17 protein-coding genes are annotated in these 16,907 nt (G+C 70.3%); 3 read left to right on the forward strand and 14 right to left on the reverse strand.

Annotated elements, in window-relative coordinates:
- Nucleotides 1-23: 23 nt before the first annotated feature.
- The 5 genes from AC5Y43_RS07865 to modA form a co-directional block, all read right to left on the reverse strand.
- Nucleotides 24-332 (reverse strand): GlsB/YeaQ/YmgE family stress response membrane protein, encoded by a 309-nt coding sequence (locus AC5Y43_RS07865; protein ID WP_499971124.1) that lies wholly within the window; start codon nucleotides 330-332, stop codon nucleotides 24-26.
- Between the two features lie 154 nt (nucleotides 333-486).
- Entirely contained in the window at nucleotides 487-1,452 is a 966-nt protein-coding gene (locus tag AC5Y43_RS07870) for an alanine and proline-rich secreted protein Apa (RefSeq protein ID WP_499971128.1), read from the reverse strand.
- A 108-nt stretch (nucleotides 1,453-1,560) separates the two neighbouring features.
- Nucleotides 1,561-2,652: a sulfate/molybdate ABC transporter ATP-binding protein gene (locus tag AC5Y43_RS07875; protein ID WP_499971132.1), complete on the reverse strand. Its 1,092-nt coding sequence runs from the start codon at nucleotides 2,650-2,652 to the stop codon at nucleotides 1,561-1,563.
- A complete protein-coding gene (locus AC5Y43_RS07880; protein WP_499971136.1) occupies nucleotides 2,649-3,461 on the reverse strand; it encodes an ABC transporter permease in 813 nt (270 codons plus the stop codon). The genes AC5Y43_RS07875 and AC5Y43_RS07880 overlap by 4 nt, the downstream gene beginning before the upstream one ends.
- A gap of 240 nt (nucleotides 3,462-3,701) precedes the next feature.
- On the reverse strand, nucleotides 3,702-4,466 hold the full coding sequence (gene modA / locus AC5Y43_RS07885) for a molybdate ABC transporter substrate-binding protein (protein ID WP_499971137.1): 765 nt from the start codon (nucleotides 4,464-4,466) through the stop codon (nucleotides 3,702-3,704).
- Between the two features lie 151 nt (nucleotides 4,467-4,617).
- On the opposite strand from modA, the gene AC5Y43_RS07890 reads away from it, so the two are divergent.
- The 3 genes from AC5Y43_RS07890 to AC5Y43_RS07900 all read left to right on the forward strand — a co-directional run bounded on the left by AC5Y43_RS07890 (nucleotide 4,618) and on the right by AC5Y43_RS07900 (nucleotide 7,833).
- Entirely contained in the window at nucleotides 4,618-5,295 is a 678-nt protein-coding gene (locus AC5Y43_RS07890; protein WP_499971540.1) for an SDR family oxidoreductase, read from the forward strand.
- Between the two features lie 53 nt (nucleotides 5,296-5,348).
- Nucleotides 5,349-6,266, forward strand: a complete 918-nt coding sequence (locus AC5Y43_RS07895) for an LLM class F420-dependent oxidoreductase (protein WP_499971139.1) — start codon at nucleotides 5,349-5,351, stop codon at nucleotides 6,264-6,266.
- 175 nt (nucleotides 6,267-6,441) lie between these two features.
- On the forward strand, nucleotides 6,442-7,833 hold the full coding sequence (locus tag AC5Y43_RS07900; RefSeq protein WP_499971141.1) for an NAD(P)/FAD-dependent oxidoreductase: 1,392 nt from the start codon (nucleotides 6,442-6,444) through the stop codon (nucleotides 7,831-7,833).
- Nucleotides 7,834-7,841: 8 nt separating this feature from the next.
- Here AC5Y43_RS07900 and AC5Y43_RS07905 read toward each other — a convergent pair whose 3' ends face one another.
- From AC5Y43_RS07905 to AC5Y43_RS07945, 9 genes are all read right to left on the reverse strand, one after another.
- Complete coding sequence (locus AC5Y43_RS07905; protein ID WP_499971143.1) at nucleotides 7,842-8,495, reverse strand: urease accessory protein UreD; 654 nt, start codon at nucleotides 8,493-8,495, stop codon at nucleotides 7,842-7,844.
- A complete protein-coding gene (gene ureG / locus AC5Y43_RS07910; RefSeq protein ID WP_499971145.1) occupies nucleotides 8,496-9,167 on the reverse strand; it encodes an urease accessory protein UreG in 672 nt (223 codons plus the stop codon). It lies immediately after the preceding gene.
- A gap of 10 nt (nucleotides 9,168-9,177) precedes the next feature.
- The gene (locus AC5Y43_RS07915) at nucleotides 9,178-9,819 is read right to left on the reverse strand and encodes an urease accessory protein UreF (protein ID WP_499971147.1); all 642 of its coding nucleotides are present in this window, start codon (nucleotides 9,817-9,819) and stop codon (nucleotides 9,178-9,180) included.
- Nucleotides 9,819-11,540 carry an urease subunit alpha gene (locus tag AC5Y43_RS07920; RefSeq protein ID WP_499971149.1) on the reverse strand — a complete coding sequence of 574 codons (1,722 nt, stop codon included), beginning with the start codon at nucleotides 11,538-11,540 and terminating at the stop codon, nucleotides 9,819-9,821. The genes AC5Y43_RS07915 and AC5Y43_RS07920 overlap by 1 nt, the downstream gene beginning before the upstream one ends.
- A complete protein-coding gene (locus AC5Y43_RS07925; RefSeq protein ID WP_499971151.1) occupies nucleotides 11,537-11,851 on the reverse strand; it encodes an urease subunit beta in 315 nt (104 codons plus the stop codon). Before AC5Y43_RS07925 ends, AC5Y43_RS07920 begins: the two co-directional genes overlap by 4 nt.
- Nucleotides 11,848-12,150: an urease subunit gamma gene (locus AC5Y43_RS07930; protein ID WP_499971153.1), complete on the reverse strand. Its 303-nt coding sequence runs from the start codon at nucleotides 12,148-12,150 to the stop codon at nucleotides 11,848-11,850. The genes AC5Y43_RS07925 and AC5Y43_RS07930 overlap by 4 nt, the downstream gene beginning before the upstream one ends.
- 62 nt (nucleotides 12,151-12,212) lie before the next feature.
- Complete coding sequence (locus tag AC5Y43_RS07935) at nucleotides 12,213-13,802, reverse strand: APC family permease (protein ID WP_499971154.1); 1,590 nt, start codon at nucleotides 13,800-13,802, stop codon at nucleotides 12,213-12,215.
- Nucleotides 13,803-13,872: 70 nt separating this feature from the next.
- On the reverse strand, nucleotides 13,873-15,261 hold the full coding sequence (locus AC5Y43_RS07940; RefSeq protein WP_499971542.1) for a PPE family protein: 1,389 nt from the start codon (nucleotides 15,259-15,261) through the stop codon (nucleotides 13,873-13,875).
- A gap of 5 nt (nucleotides 15,262-15,266) precedes the next feature.
- On the reverse strand, nucleotides 15,267-16,622 hold the full coding sequence (locus tag AC5Y43_RS07945; RefSeq protein ID WP_499971156.1) for a PPE family protein: 1,356 nt from the start codon (nucleotides 16,620-16,622) through the stop codon (nucleotides 15,267-15,269).
- Nucleotides 16,623-16,907: the final 285 nt, after the last annotated feature.

A 16,907-nucleotide genomic window follows, 5' to 3' on the forward strand; every position in this document is an offset into this window, starting at 1 on the left:
TATCGGCCACGGCGGCAACGTCGTTACCGGCGATCGCCGCCGCGCACCATGCCGACGATCCAAAGCAGGATCAGGGCTCCGAACAGCGCGGTCAAGAAGGTGAAGAAGTAGCCGCCGCTGGCGGTGTCGACGAAGAAGCTCAGGATGAAGCCGCCGATCAATGCGCCGACGATGCCGATCACGATGTCCATCAGGATGCCGGCCCCGCTGCCCCGGATGATTTTGCTGGCGAGCGCGCCGGCCAGGCCACCGATGATGATGTAGCCGATCCAGCCGACGCTGGTCAACGTGCTCGATCGCGCGAGAAATTCCGTTGCTGCGATGACGTCCATAGGGGTCTCCTTGTAATCGCTGGCAAAGCGGGCCCGGCTCGGCTGCCGGACCGTGGAGCCCGTATACCCGCTTTGCGCCGCGAAACCGCAACTACCGACACCGGCTCTCGGGCGATGCGTTGCCAGTTGCAGTCTCGCGGAGGACGGGTGGCGGCTAGGCCGGCGCGCCCGCCGCGGGCGCAGGAGCCGGAGACGGCGCGGGGGCAGGAGCGGGAGCGCCCGGTGCAGGGGCGGGCGCCGGGGCGCCCGGAGCCGGGGCCGGAGCACCCGGGGCGCCGGGAGCCGGCGCGGCAGGCGGCGGAGCCCACGGCTGGATCGACTCGGCCAGCGCCTTGGCCGCGCCCCGGTCCACCGGGTTGTTCGAGGTGCCGAGCCACACCACGAACCAGCGTTGCGGCGGTCCGTTGCCGGCCGAGGGCGAACCCACTACGCCGGTCCAGATTTGGCCGGTCGGCTTGGACGGGTCGCTGAACTTCACCTCGTAGTACGACGCGTTTCCGGTGATCTCGTTCGCGGCGGTGAGCGGGGTGGCGTCCTGGTTCATCCGGGTGCCGGGATATGGCATGAAGAACTCACCCATGTCCGAGCCCAGCCGCACGGCGGCCTTGGCGTTGGTGGATTCGGCGCTGGCATAAAGCTTTTGGTCCAGGCGGCCCATCACGATGCGGGTGTCGTTGGCAACCGGGGGCGCCTGCCCCGGCATCGGCGGCGGGCCGGTGATCTTGCTGAGCAACTCCGACCCGTAGTCGAGGTGGGTCGCGTCAGACTCGACCCAGCCCGGCGGAAGCACGAAGCTGAACCCGCCGGCGGCGTTGCCGATCCGGCCCGCGTTCGGGTCGGTGGGCGGGGGCGGGGGCGCGTTCGGATCCGCGGGCGGCGGCGGGGGCGCGTTGGGGTCGGCCGCAGGCGGCGGCGCGGCGTTGGGGTCACCCGGCTGAGCCTGCGGTGCCCCCGGCGCGGGCGCCGCGGTGTTCGACGGCGGCGCTGGCGCGGGCTCCGGATCGGCCGTCGAGGTCGCCGGCAAGGCGATGGCGACGGCGCTGGCACTGGTCGCCGCGGCGATCGCCAGCGTCGCCCAGAGTCCTTTGCGACGGGTCGAGTTCGCGTCCACCTGATCCATGGCGACGAACCTACCGTGTTACCGCTGTGACGCAAGGATGCTTTGCAGCGGTTCGGCCAATGTTGCCGATGTGCAATATTCCCGCCGTTTCCCGTGTCCCCGCGCAGGTCATCCCGACGCCGGGTAGAGCGTCACCTCGTGCGCCTTGACGGAGAACCACACCGGCTCCCCGGGCGTCAGCCGCAACTCGGCGGCGGCGTCGGCGGTGATCTCGGCGGCCAGCCCGGGGGCGCCGTCGGGCTGCTCACGGGCCCGCACCAAAACCGCGGACCCGCGCAGATCGAGCTCACCCACGGTCACCTCGACGGTGTTGCGGGGGCTGCCGTGCGGCCGGTCCCGATACACGGCCACCGCCGTCGGCGGGAACACCGCGACGGCGCTGCCGCCGGCGGCCAGGTGGTCGGCCGGCGCCGCATGCCAGTGCGTGCCGTCAACCGCGTGCAGCGAGCCGTCCGGGCCGACGGTCCCGTTGACCAGGTTCACCCCCGCGATGCGGGCGCCGAAATGGCTGCGTGGCGCGGTGAGCACCTCGGCCACCGGCCCGACCTCGGCGACCTTGCCCGATTCGAGCACCAGCACCCGATCGGCCAGCGTGAACACGTCGAGCAGCTCGTGGGTGATCAGGATGACCGCGCACCCGGTCCGGGTGACCACGTCGCGCAGCACCGCGCGGATGGCCGCGGCCGCGGCGACGTCGAGCCCGGCCAGCGGCTCGTCGAGCAGCAACACCTCGGGCTCGGCGGCCAGCGCGCGGGCGATCGCGACCCGCTGCGCCTGACCGCCGGAGAGCTGCCGCGGCCTGCGCTCGGCGAACTGCTCGGCGCCCACCTCACGCAGCCAGCGCCGCGCCGTCGCCTTTTCGGCCGTCCGCGCGCGCAACGGGCGCCGACGGCTGTGCGGCCCGAAGGCCACGTTGGCGGCGGCGCTCAGGTGCGGGAACAGCAGCGGGTCCTGCAGCAGCAGTCCCACCCGGCGGTCATGCGTCGCCACGTTCACCCCGGCGGCGGTGTCGGTCAGCACCCGGTCCCCCAAGCGCACCACGCCCTCGTCGGGCCGGAGGAGGCCGGCGATGACGTGCAGGGCGGTCGACTTGCCGGCGCCGTTGGGCCCCAGCACGGCGAGCACCTCGCCCGCGGAAACCGAGAACTCCACATCCAGGTGGCGCTCGGCGACGACGGCGCGCAGCTGCAACTCGCTCATGGTGCGCTCCCGGTGAGCCGGCGAGCGCCCAACCCCAGCACGACCACGGCGGCCACCGCGACCAGCAGGATCGACAGCGCGACGGCCGCGTTCGCGTCGTTCACCCGCTGCAGATAGATCTCCAGCGGCAGGGTCCGGGTGACGCCCTGGCGCGAGCCGGCGAACGTCAGCGTGGCGCCGAACTCCCCCAGCGCGCGGGCGAACGCCAGCACCGCCCCCGACGCCATCCCCGGCGCCAGCAGCGGCAGGGTCACCCGCCACCAGACGGTGCTCGGTCGCGCCCCGAGCGTCGCGGCCACCACCTCGTAGTCGGCGCCCGCGGTGCGCGCGGCACCCTCGAGCGAGATCACCAGGAACGGCAGCGAGACGAACGTCTGCGCCAGCACCACCGCCGTCGTGCTGAAGGCGATGCTGAGCCCGGCGGCTTCCAAGTAGTGCCCGAGCAGCCCCAGCCGGCCGAACGCGTAGAGCAGCGCGATGCCGCCCACGACGGGTGGCAGCACCAGCGGCAGCAGGATCAGCGGTCGCAGCAGCCGCACCGCGCGGGCCGTGCTGCGGGCCAGCACCAGCGCCATCGGCACGCCGAACAGCACACACAGCGCGGTGCTGGCGGCGGCGGTCTTGAGGCTCAAAAGCAGCGCCGTCCGCGACGAGGCGCTGGCGATCAGCGACCAGAAGTTCGGCCAGTCCACCTTGACCGCGATGGCCAGCAGCGGCAGCGCCACGAAGACGATCCCCACCGCGGCGGGAACATAGACCCAGCGCGGTAGCTCACTGCGACGCTCGCTGATACGGACACCCCTCACCATGGCCGGGAGATCAGACCTACCACCGGCCTCAACCTAGCGCCGGCAGTGTTGCAAGTGGGCTGGCGTCTCGTGTCACCGTCATCACCTATCTGCGCGATGTCCTCGGCGACCGGACCTACGAATAGCTCGCCCGGACAGGTGAGACGATGACGACCGCCGCGATGGTGGCCTATGTTTAGGACCAAATCGACCAGGCCCGAACAGAACTCGAACACGCCGGCAACGGCGGCCGTGCACGGCTCAAGGCTTGGCGAAGCCGTACCGGGCCAGGACGTCCTGACCGGCGCCGCCGGTCACCAGCGCCACGAACTTCTGCGCCAGCGTTTGGTGCGAGGCCTTCTTCAGCACCGCGATCGGATAGACGTTCGCCGCCTCGGGGGCCTGCGGGAAGGCGACGGTGGTGACCTTGTTTCCCGCGGCTCGGGCGTCGGTGACGTACACCAGTCCGGCGTCGGCCTGGCCGGTGGTGACCTTGTTGAGGACGTCGGTGACGCTGAGTTCCTCACTGACCGGGTTCAGCCGCACCCCGCTGGCGTCCTCGATGCGCTGGGTCGCCGCGCCGCACGGGACCGGTTTCTGGCAGATCACCACGCCCAGCCCGGGCCGGGTGAGGTCGGCCAGCGAGCCGACGTTCTTCGGGTTGCCCGGCGCGGTGACGATGACGAGCGTGTTGGACGCGAAGTTCGCCGGGTCGCCGGCCAGCAGACCCGCCTTGGCGACCGTCTGCATCTGCGCGGTGTCCGCCGACGCGAACACGTCGGCCGTCGCGCCCTGCGTCAGCTGCGTGGCCAGCTCCGAGGAGCCCGCGAACTCGAAATCGACGCTGCTGCCGGGGTTTTCGGTGACGAACTGCTGACGGATCCGGGTGAACGCCGGCTTCAGGGAGGCCGCGGCGAACACCACGACCTTGCCGTCGGCCTGGGACGGCTGCGCCGCGGGGGGCGTCGAACCGCACCCGGCCAGGGCCACCGCCAACGCCACCCAAACCAACCCGATCCGCCGCATGGCAGAACCCTAAAGCGTGGCCGCGAACGGGCGACGGCCGAATAGTTACGAAAACTTGTCCGCGCGTCGCGGGGCCGGGGATTTCGCCAAGTAGCTACTGTCCAGTAACATTGGCAGGAACATAAGCGTTCAACGTCGAACACGAGGAGGTCTGCCCGTGGAGGTGCTGGTCACCGGCGGAGACACCGAGCTGGGACGCACGGTGGCCGAAGGCTTCCGCGACGACGGTCACAAGGTGACCCTCGTCGGCGCGCGCCGCAGCGATGTGGAGATCGCCGCCAAGGAACTCGACGTCGACGCCATCGTCTGCGACACCACCGACCCGGCCAGCCTCGCTGAGGCGCGCGGGTTGTTCCCCCACCACCTCGACACGATCGTGCACGTGCCGGCGCCGGCCTGGGACGCGGGCGACCCCCGCACGTATTCGCTGTCCGACACGGCCAAGGCCTGGCACAACGCGCTGGACGCGGCGGTGCTGTCGGTGGCGCTGACCGTGCAGGCCGTCGGCGATCACCTGCGCTCCGGCGGCTCCATCATCGGCGTGGTCGCCGAGAACCCGGCCGCGGGCAGCGTCGACGCCGCAATCAAAGCGGCCCTGGCGAATTGGACCGCCGGGCAGGCAAGCGCTTTCGGCACCCGCGGAATCACGGTGAACGTCGTGGCCAGCGGGCGCAGCGCCCAGCCCGGCTACGACGGGCTGTCCCGCACGCCGCCGTCGGTCGCGGCGGAGGTCGCCCGGCTGGCGCTGTTCCTCACCACCCCGGCGGCCCGCCACATCACCGGCCAGACCCTGCACGTCAGCCACGGGGCGCTCGCCCAGTTCGCCTGACAGCGTAATTTCGGCCGTATCCGGTCGCGCCGCGCCGCACTACGGTAACTAGCGTGGCTATTCGACTCGGTCTGCAGATCCCCAACTTCTCCTACGGCACCGGGGTGGAGCAGCTCTTCCCCACCGTGCTGGCGCAGGCCCGCGAGGCCGAATCGGCCGGCTTCGACTCGGTGTTCGTGATGGACCACTTCTACCAACTGCCCATGCTGGGTGACCCCGACCAGCCGATGCTGGAGGCCTACACCGCGCTGGGCGCGCTGGCCACCGGGACCGAGCGGGTGCAGTTGGGCACCCTGGTGACCGGCAACACCTACCGCAACCCCACGCTGCTGGCCAAGGTCATCACGACGCTGGACGTGGTGAGCCAGGGCCGGGCGATCCTGGGTCTCGGGACGGGCTGGTTCGAGCTCGAGCACGATCAGTTGGGCTTCGAGTTCGGCACCTTCACCGACCGGTTCAACCGGCTCGGCGAGGCGCTGGAGATCATCCTGCCGATGATCAAAGGGGAACGGCCGACCTTCTCCGGCAAGTGGTACCGCGCCGAGCAGGCGATGGCCAATCCCCGCTTCCGCGACCACATTCCGTTGATGATCGGCGGCAGCGGCGAGAAGAAGACGATCCCGCTGGCGGCCCGCCACTTCGACCACCTCAACGTGATCGCCGGGTTCGACGAGCTGCCGGCCAAGCTCAAGGTGGTGCGGGAGCGCTGCGAGGAGGTCGGGCGCGATCCGGCGACGCTGGAAACCAGTCACCTGACCACAGTGGTCGTCGACGAGAACTTCCAGGCCGACCAGATTCCCCCGGGGATGGATCAGCGCATGGTGGTCGGCAGCGCCGAGTCGGTCGCCGAGCAGATCAAAACCAAGGTCCTCGACGCCGGGATCAGCGGCGTGATCATCAACATGCCGTTCTACACCCCGGGTGTCATCGCCGCGGCCGGCGAAGCCCTGCGCCCGGTGATCGGCCTGTAACGTACGTCGCATCCGGGCCCCGGCATGACGAGCATCACGTCGGCCCGACCAGCCGAGATACAGCGATGTGGTTCATTGCACACGCTAATGATCTGGGTTTCGCGACGTCGGCTCACTAGCGTGATGGCTAACTGATCTTGCGCATCCCGCAGCCCCCGTCAGGAGCAACCCACACATGAGCCCGCAGCCAGAGATCACTGCTGCACCCAAGCGCCGTCACCAGGTAGTCATCATCGGTTCGGGATTCGGCGGACTCAACGCGGCAAAGAAGCTCAAGCACGCCGACGTCGACATCAAGCTGATCGCCCGCACCACCCACCACCTGTTCCAGCCGCTGCTGTACCAGGTGGCCACGGGCATCATCTCCGAGGGCGAGATCGCCCCGCCCACCCGCGTCGTGCTGCGCAAGCAGCGCAACGTGCAGGTGCTGCTTGGCAACGTCACCCACATCGACCTGGCCAACCAGACCGTGGTGTCCGACTTGCTCGGTCACAGCTACGAAACCCCTTACGACAGCCTGATTGTCGCCGCCGGCGCCGGGCAGTCGTACTTCGGCAACGACCACTTCGCCGAATTCGCGCCGGGCATGAAGTCGATCGACGACGCGCTGGAGCTACGGGGCCGAATTTTGAGTGCCTTCGAGCAGGCCGAACGGTCCAGCGACCCGGAGCGCCGCAAGAAATTGCTGACCTTCACCGTCGTCGGCGCCGGCCCCACCGGCGTCGAAATGGCCGGGCAGATCGCCGAATTGGCCGAGCACACCTTGAAAGGCGCGTTCCGCCACATCGACTCGACGCGGGCCCGGGTGATCCTGCTCGACGCCGCCCCGGCGGTGTTGCCGCCGATGGGCGAAAAGCTCGGCGAGCGGGCCCGCGCGCGGCTGGAGAAGATGGGCGTCGAGATCCAGCTGGGCGCGATGGTCACCGACGTCGACCGCAACGGCATCACCGTGCGCGACTCCGACGGCACCACCCGGCGCATCGAGTCGGCGTGCAAGGTGTGGTCGGCCGGCGTGCAGGCCAGCGGGCTGGGCCGAAATCTTGCCGAGCAGTCGGCGGTCGAGCTCGACCGGGCCGGCCGCGTCAAAGTCCTTCCCGACCTGTCGATTCCGGGGCATCCGAACGTGTTCGTCGTCGGCGACATGGCCGCGGTCGAGGGCGTGCCGGGGGTGGCGCAGGGCGCCATCCAGGGCGCCAAGCACGTCGCCGGCACGATCAAGGCCGAACTCGGCGGGGCCGACCCGGCCGAGCGCGAGCCCTTCCAGTACTTCGACAAGGGCTCGATGGCCACGGTGTCGCGGTTTTCCGCGGTCGCCAAGATCGGACCGCTGGAATTCAGCGGCTTCATCGCCTGGCTGATGTGGCTGGTGCTGCACCTGGTCTACCTGATCGGGTTCAAGACCAAGATCACCACACTGCTGTCGTGGACGGTGACGTTCCTGAGCACGCGGCGAGGCCAGCTGACCATCACCGACCAGCAGGCCTTTGCGCGAACGCGCCTCGAGCAACTGGCCGAGCTTGCGGCCGAGGCCCGCGGTCCGGCGGCCGTGGCCCGGGTCGCCAGCTAGCGCCCCGGCTACGGTGGAGCCAGCCGGTCGGCCTGCCAGGTGCTCAGCGTCCCGCCGCCCGCCAGCGCCAGGACGGTCGTTTCCCCGTTTCCTGCAACAGCGCCGAAAGCTGCGGTGGGATAGCAGAATTCGTTGACCGCAGCCCGCGGCGCGGCGATGGCATCGTCGGCCACCGATCCCGCGCCCAGCTCCACCCGGTGGCGCAGCAGCGGGTGGCCGTCGTGGTCGGCGTGCAGCGATCCCGACCAAAACCCTTCGCGCTCATGGCATCTGCCGATCTGTACCCGCTCGCGAAAGCGGACGCGAGCGTCGTCGTGCAGGAACAGGGCCACGCTGGACAGGTGCCGCGCAGCGCCGGCCACCACGGTCGGCTCGAGGTCGACATCGAGGCACCCGCTGACCTCGATTGCCCAGCGCGAGTGCGACGTCGGGGTGCTCGCCCCGGGCAGGGCCATGGTGGCGGCGGCGCTGCGCAGAAGCAACCGGGAGCCGCGTTCGACGACGACGCGGATGTCGATGGTGTCGCCGCCCAGCGGCGTGGCGGCCGCCGACACCAGGTGCACGGTGTCGGGCGCGGTGCACCGCGCCTGCACGCCGCCGCCCCGGCATTCGATGCGCGGCACCCGGTTGCCGGAGGCGACCAGCACGACCTCGGAGTACATCTAGGGCGACGCGGCCAACTGGGAGCGCACCCAGGCCAGCGCGTCGGTGGCGCCCGGGTCCTTCGTCAGCGACTGCATGACGGTCGGCCGGCCCCCGCGCACGACGTCGGCGTCGCGCGCCATCACCTCCAGGTCGGCACCCACCAGCGGTGCCAGGTCAACCTTGTTGACCACCAACAGATCCGAGTAGGTCACCCCCGGCCCGCCCTTGCGGGGAACCTTGTCCCCGCCGGCGACGTCGATGACGAAGATCTGCACGTCCACCAAGCCCGACGAGAAGGTGGCCGTCAGGTTGTCGCCGCCGGACTCGACCAGGATCAGGTCGAGCGCGTCGTGCGCGGCGATCAAGTCGTCGATCGCGTCCAGGTTGGCGGTGATGTCGTCGCGGATCGCGGTGTGCGGGCACCCCCCGGTCTGCACCGCCGCGATCCGGTCGTCGGGCAGCACCGCGTTGCGGCGCAGGAAGTCGGCGTCCTCGGTGGTGTAGATGTCATTGGTCAGCACCGCCAGCGACAGCTCGTCGCGCAACTGCCGGCACAGCGCGGCCACCAGCGCCGTCTTACCGGAGCCGACCGGTCCCCCGACACCGATGCGCAGCGGCTCCCCCGGTTGCCGGACGCGCTTCGGCCGGTCGTGGGCGGGGTGCGAGTGGGTGTGGGAATGCGTTGGCATGGTTGGCCTTTCAGGATGCGAACAGGGGCCGCTCGCGCTCGGCGTGACGCTGGGCGAGCGTGTCGAGCAAGGGATCGGACAGGTCGGCCAGGCCCGCGGTGGCTTCGGCGGCGGTGCGCTCGCACAGGCCGGACAACTCGAAGGTGATTGCGGCGACGGCGGCGGGGTCGAGAGCCAGCAGCCGCTGGGCGGCGGTGGCCGAGCCGGTCATCGTGGTGTACACGACGTGCAGCGCACTGTGTTCGGGCAGCAGGCCGCTCAGCGCCCCCACGCGCCCGGCGGCCACGGCGAGATGCGGGCGCGCACCGAGATCGTCGAGGTCGGCGTCCGGCCAGATCCGGCGCGCCAGCCGAGCCAGGCCGCGCCCCTGGCTGCGCGACGCGTGCCGCGCCGCGGGCGCCGGTGTGCGGGCGTCGGTTTCGCGGTCGGCGTCCTCGACGGAGATGTCGCCGCGGTGCACCGCGGCCGCCACCGATCCGGACACCAGGCCCTGCGTGCGAATCCTGCGCACCAAAAACGCGCGCAGCGTGACCAGATCGGTCACCACGCCGCCGGCGACCGCCTCTTCGACGCCGCCGGAGTGCACGTGGCCGCCGGCGGGCAGTCGCGAGTCCGCCAGCGTGAGCAGGGTGGCCAGTGCGGGTTCAACCATCAGAACAGAAAATATCGTTGCGCCATGGGAAGTTCGGTGGCCGGCTGTTCGGGCCAGACCTCGCCGTCGATGCGCACGGTGAACGTGTCGGGATCGATGTCGATCCTCGGCATCGCGTCGTTGAGCGGCAGATCGGCCTTGCCGATGTGGCCGACGTCCCGGACGGGAACCAATTGCCGGTTGACGGCGAGCTTTTCGGCCAGGCCCGCCTCGATGGCCTGCGGCGCGACGAAGTGCACGGAGGTGGCGGCCGCGGGTGCCGGCGCGGCGCCGAACATCGGGCGCGGCAGCACCGGCTGCGGCGTCGGGATCGAGGCGTTGGCGTCGCCCATCGCCGCCCACGCGATCATGCCGCCCTTGAGGACCAGGTGCGGGCGCACCCCGAAGAACTTGGGCTCCCACAACACCAAATCGGCCAGCTTGCCCACCTCCACCGACCCGACCTCACGGTCGAGGCCGTGCGTGAGCGCCGGGCAGATGGTGTATTTCGCGACGTAGCGCCGCGCGCGGTGGTTGTCTGCGGCACCGTCGCCCGGCAGCGCGCCGCGGCGGCGTTTCATCACGTGCGCGGTCTGCCAGGTGCGCATCACCACCTCGCCGATGCGGCCCATCGCCTGCGAGTCGCTGCCGATCATCGAGATGGCGCCCATGTCGTGCAGCAGGTCCTCGGCGGCCATCGTCGAGGGCCTGATGCGGCTCTCGGCGAAGGCCAGATCCTCGGGCACCGCGGGGTTGAGGTGATGGCACACCATCAGCATGTCCAGGTGCTCGTCGAGCGTGTTCACGGTGTGCGGGCGCGTCGGGTTGGTGGAACTGGGCAACACGTTGGGCTCGGCGGCGACCCGCATGATGTCGGGCGCGTGCCCGCCGCCGGCGCCCTCGGTGTGATAGGTGTGGATCGAGCGGCCGGCGATGGCGGCGAGGGTGTCCTCGACGAACCCCATCTCGTTGAGGGTGTCGGTGTGCAGCGCGACCTGCACGCCCGCATCGTCGGAGACGCTCAGGCAGGCGTCGATGGCCGCGGGCGTCGATCCCCAGTCCTCGTGCAGCTTGAAACCCGAAGCGCCGCCGCGCAACTGCTCCCACAGGCCATCGGCGCTGACGGTGTTGCCCTTGCCCAGCAGCGCGAAGTTCAGCGGCCAGCAGTCCAGCGCCTCGAGCATCCGGGCCAGGTGCCATTCGCCGGGCGTGACGGTGGTGGCCTTGGTGCCCTCGGCGGGCCCGGTGCCGCCGCCGATGATCGTGGTGATGCCGGAACCGAGCGCCTCGGGCATCAGCTGTGGGCAGATCAGGTGGACGTGGCAGTCGATTGCGCCGGCGGTCAGGATCCGCCCGTTGCCGCCGATGATCTCGGTGGACGGGCCCACGACCAAATCCGGGTGCACGCCCGACATGATGTCGGGGTTGCCGGCCTTGCCGATGGCGACGATCCGGCCGTCCCGAATCCCGATGTCGGCCTTGATGATTCCCCAATGGTCGAGGATCACCGCGCCGGTGATCACGGTGTCGGGCGCGCCGTCGGCGCGGCTCGCGCGCCCCTGGCCCATCGACTCGCGCAGCACCTTGCCGCCGCCGAACACCGCCTCGTCGCCGGCCAGACCCGGTCCCCCGCTGCGGTCTTCGGTGATCTCCACCAGCAGGTCGGTGTCGGCCAGCCGGATCCGGTCCCCCGTCGTCGGGCCGAACAGGTCGGCGTAACGCTCCCTGGACAGCCGCGTCATGCGGGGTCGAGCCGTCCGGGCGGGTTCAGGGTCAGGCCGTGCACCTCACGTCGTCCCCGCAGCGGGACGAGCCGCACGGTCTGGGCGATGCCGGGCTCGAAACGCACCGCGGTGGCCGCCGGGACGTCCAGCCGGCAGCCGCGGGCGGCCGCGCGGTCGAACGACAGCGCCGCGTTGGCCTGCGGGAGGTGGACGTGGCTGCCGACCTGCACCGGACGGTCGCCGGTGTTGACGATCCGCATCTCGAGGCGCTGCGCGCCCGCGTTGATCTCGATATCGCCGGTGCCGTAGAGGATTTCGCCGGGAATCATGGGATCGGGTGATGGACGGTGACCAACTTGGTGCCGTCCGGGAACGTCGCTTCCACCTGCACGTCGTCGATCATCTCCGGCACTCCCTCCATCACGTCGTCGCGGCTCAGCACGTCGCACCCGCTGGCCATCAATTCGGCGACGCTACGGCCGTCCCGCGCGCCCTCGAGGATGTGGTCGGTGATGACGGCGACGGCCTCAGGGAAATTCAGCCGGAGGCCGCGTGCCCTACGCCGCCGGGCCAGCTCGGCGGCGTAGGACAGCATCAGTCGCTCTTGCTCGTGCGGCGTGAGAAGCATGTCCTCAGATCCTGCCAGTCAGGGTCCTAGGGGCCCGAAGGGCCCACGCCGCACGCCGATCGTTACCGCGCCGGAATGGCGTCGGCGTAGGGGGCGTCGCTCTTGGCGTAGGAGCGGGAGAACGCCATGTACACCACGCCGAAGCCGATGATCAGCCCCGACATCAGCAGCACGACCCAGTTGTCGTACCACGGGGCCTCGGGGGTGCGCGGCCAGCAGACGTTGACGATGGCCGACGCGCCGTAGATCAGGGCGCCCACGTTGACGACCATCCCCCACCGGCCCAGCTGGTATTTGCCGGTCGGCTTCCAGCCCTTGATCCGGGCGCGCAGGGCGGCCAGCACCACCATCTGGAAGCCGAGGTAGACCCCGACCGTGCCGAAGCTGACCAGCTTGTTGAGCGGGTGCGCGGACAGCAGGGCGGCGATGATCAGCCCGCCCGGGATGATGACCGCGGCCAGCAGGGAGTACGGCGGCACGTGGCGCTTGTGGTTGAAGTGCGCCAGCAGCCGGGAGCCGATGATCATGCCGTCGCGGCCGTAGGAGAAGATCAGCCGGCTCGCGGCGGCCTGCAGGCTCAGCGCGCACGACACGAACGAGATCAACACGATGCCCAGCACGATCCGCGATCCCATGTCGCCGAACGCGCTCGCCAGGATGGTGTCGATCGGGTTGGTGTCCTCGCCGCGGATCACCGCGCCGAAGTCGGTGACCGACAGGATCAGGCTCAGGCAGACGAATGTCGATGCCGCCCCGCCGATGTAGATGGTGCGGCGCATCGCCTTCGGGATCTGGATGCCGGGGTTGCGCACCTCCTCGGCGACGTCGCCGCACGCCTCGAACCCGAAGAACTGGTAGAGACCGATCAGGCCGGCGGCGAAGAAGGCCGACAGGAAGCTGTGGTGGCCTTCGGCGCCGAAGCTGTGGAACAGCACGCCGAGCCCGTGGAACCGGTGTGACACGAGCAGCCACACGCCGACCACCAGGGCGCCGATCAGCTCGGCGGTGAAGCCGAAGATCGCGAAGTAACCCAGGACCTTGGTCCCGGTCAGGTTGATCAGGGTGGCCACGGCCAGCACAGCCAGCCCGCAACAGACCTTGGCCGGCACGGTGGGCGCGAAGCCGAACATCGCGGCCACGTACGGGCCGGCGCCGAAGGCGGCGTCGGCGATGAGCGCCAGCAGGCAGAACATATAGATCCACCCGGTCATCCACGCCCACTTGCGTCCCCACAGCCGTCGGGCCCACGGGTACACGCCACCGGCCACCGGGAACTGCGCGACGACCTCGCTGAACACGAGCGCCACCAGGAACTGGCCCGCGCCGACGATCAGCAGGCTCCAGATCATCGGCGGGCCCGCGGTGGCCAGGGCGAACGCGAACACCGTGTAGATGCCGACCACGGGCGACAGGTAGGTGAAGCCCAGCGAGAAGTTCGCCCACGGGCTCATGTCCCGCTTGAACTCCGAGGAGAAGCCCAGCGCCTTCAGCTGCGCGAGGTCCTCGTCGTCGGCGGTGGTGGTGGCGGGCACCGATTCTTTGGTACCTGTCTGCAACCGCGCGTGGTCCGCGCCGTCGTGCGCGGGCGTATCGGCCGTGATATCCACGGCCACGTCGCTCTCCAGACCGCTATCAGTCCCGGCGTACTTCATGAAAAACAATTGAACCGACCCCAATCTCCGAAATACAGTGTGGCACTGGCGTTTTCGCTACTACTTTTCATCACTTTTCTGCGGCCTCCTTGATCAAGGTCGCGGCCGTGCGCTTGAGCACATCGCGTTGTCTGGTCACATCGGCCATCGCCTTGCGCAGCTGGTTGAGTTCGTCGCGTTCGCTCACCGCGCCGTCACCGTCTCCGACCGCGTCCGCCTTGACCCAACGGGCCGCGGCGTCGTCGTCCATGCCCGATTCGCCGGGCAGCGCCGCGACCACCCGCTGCCGGGACTTGCCTCGGGGCTGGTCGCCCCGCGGCGCGTTGACGACGCTGGCCACCGGGCCGCCCAGCGGCGGCATGCCATAAAAGCTCCCCAGCCCGGCCTGGGGCAGGCCGTCCAGCCCGGCCGCCGGCAACGCGGTGGCGGCCAGCCGGATCCCCGGGGAGGTGCTGCCCCAGGACGGCGGCACCGACAACTTGCCCACCGTCGCCGCGTCACCCATGCCCGCCGTGGCGCCCGGCCCGGAGGATCCCACCAGGCTCGACCCGACGCCGCCCGCCCCCGACACGTCGGACGCCGCGGCCGCCGGCGCCGACAGGGCGCTGACGACCGGGTTCCAGGCCGCCGCCACGGGCGGCGCGAGGGTCAGCATGGCGCCGGACGCGTCGAAGTTCAGGCCCTCGGAGAGCAGCTGGTAACCGATGGTCGCCGCGCTCAGCGTGTGGAACGTCTGGAACGGAGCGCTGTTCAGCGTATTCAGGATCGGGTTCGGACCATTGAGGTAGTCGATGAGCGGGTTAGACGCGGCAGCCGGTGTCGGCGACCCCGACGAGAGACCTTGCAGCAGGTTCGGCACGGTCGATTGAGCGCTCGACCCGGCCACGTTGGCGGCGTTGCTGACCGCGGTGTTTTGCGTCGTCGTCCCGGACTGGTTGGTGGTCGGCGGCGGTGTGCTGAACGACGTCAGCCTCGTCGCGGCCGCCGAAGCCCCGGCATACCCGTACATCGCCGCGGCATCCTGGGCCCACATCTCGGCGTACTGCGCTTCGGTGGTCGCGATCGCCGGGGTGTTCTGCCCGAAGGTGTTGGTGGCCACCAACGACGCCAGCAACGCCCTGTTGACCTCGATCTCCACTGGAGGCACCGTGGCCGCGAAAGCCGCCTCGTAGGCCGCCACGGCCGCCCCGAGCTGGCTGGCGGTCTGCCCGGCCTGCGCGGCGGTCGCGTTCATCCACGACAGATACGGGGTCACCGCCGCGGCCATCCCCCCGGATGACGGGCCCACCCAGGGCCCGCCCGTAAGCGCGGCCACCACGGCTCGGTACGAGCTCGCGGTCGAATTCAACTCCGTCGCCAAGGTGCTCCAGACCGCCGCGGCCGCCGTCAGCGACTCGGGCCCCGGTCCCGCATACATCCGGGCGGAGTTGACCTCCGGCGGCAGACCCGCGAAATCCAGGCCGATCACAGCATGGCCTCCTTGATCAGGCGGGCCGCCGCATCGCGTTCGGTCGCGGCTTCGGCGATGTCCTTGCGCAGCTTGTCGAGTTCTGCGCGTTCGTGGTCGCTCAACGCGCTGGCGACATGGCGGATCGTCCGCTGCGGCTGCGTGGCCGGGGCGGCCACGCCCTTGCCCTCGGCGCCCTGCTCCCCGGGCATCGTCGGGACGACCTTCTGGCCCGTCCCCGATCGTGCGCGGCCCTGCTCGCCCCGGGGCGCGTTGACCACACTGCCGATCGGGGGGATACCGCCGAAGAAGCCTCCGGTTCCTTCGGCTTGCGGCACGGCGCCCAGTCCGGCGGCCGGCAACGGGGATGCGCTGCCGGCGAGCCGGATCTGCGGTGACGTCCACGACTGCGGCACCGACAGCTTGCCGATCGAGTCGGCCCCGCCCAGGCTCGCCGAGACGGGTGCGCCGGAGCCCGTCGAATTCACCAGGGCACCCAGTCCGGCGTCCGGTGCCACGTCGCTGGCCACGGCCGCGGCCGTCGGCACCGCGAGACCGTACAGGCCGCCCAGCAGGGGCGTGATACCCGAAGCGGTGAACAAAGGCCCACTGATGGTCAGGGCCCAGTTGCCCGCGTCGGTGGTGAAGACATTGAGGGCCTGGCCCGTCGTCGTGCCCAGCACCTCTTCCACGAACGAGAACGGGTCGAACGCTCCCCCGGAGCCGAGGGTTTGCAGCGCGCCGGGCACCAAGTCCATCGCCTGCGTCAGCCCGGACACCGCGCCCGGGGCGGTCGCGGAATTCGCGGCCTGGGTGACCGCGGCGGCCTGGGCGGCGGTCCCGGCCGGGTCGGTGGTCTGCGGCGGCGAGGCGAACGGGGTCAGCCTGGTCGCCGCGGCCGTGGCGCCGGCGTAGCCGTACATGGCCGCCGCGTCCTGGGCCCACATCTCGGCGTAGTGGGCCTCGGTGGCCGCGATCGCCGGGGTGTTCTGCCCGAGAATGTTGGTGGCCACCAACGACGCCAACAACGCCCGGTTGACCTCGATCTCCACCGGAGGCACCGTGGCCGCGAACGCCGCCTCGTAGGCCGCCACGGCCGACTTGAGCTGCATGGCGGTCTGCTCGGCCTGCGCGGCCGTCGCGTTCATCCACGACATGTAGGGGGTCACCGCGGCCGTCATCAGGATCGACGACGGGCCGATCCACGGCCCCCCGGTGAGCTCGGACACCGCCGAGCGGTACGAGCCGGTCGCGAAACTCAGCTCGGCCGCCAGCCCGTCCCAGGCGGCGGCGGCCGCGACCATCGGGCCCGAGCCCGGGCCCGCATACATGCGTCCGGAATTGAACTCGGGTGGAAACAACGCGAAATCCACCGCTAACCCCCCCTGGCAAGCGCACCGGGCGCAAACTTCGCGGCCGCCACCACGTCCCGATTGGTGGTTTGGCGCTCGCTTTTGAATTCAAGGCGTTGCACGCGGTATCGTGTCCGTCTCAATGTGCGTGCCATCGCACCGAGGTGCCCATCGCCATACCGGCGCCGAGGTTGCCGCACAAGTGCTTAATAGTGACAGGGGACCCTGTAGTGGTCCTGGTTAATTCCTGGGAATTAGCTGGGAGTGGCTTGGTCACGGATCCCGCCGGGCCGCTTCGGCGAACTT

The sequence above is a fragment of the Mycobacterium sp. NGS57 genome, from assembly GCF_059812405.1.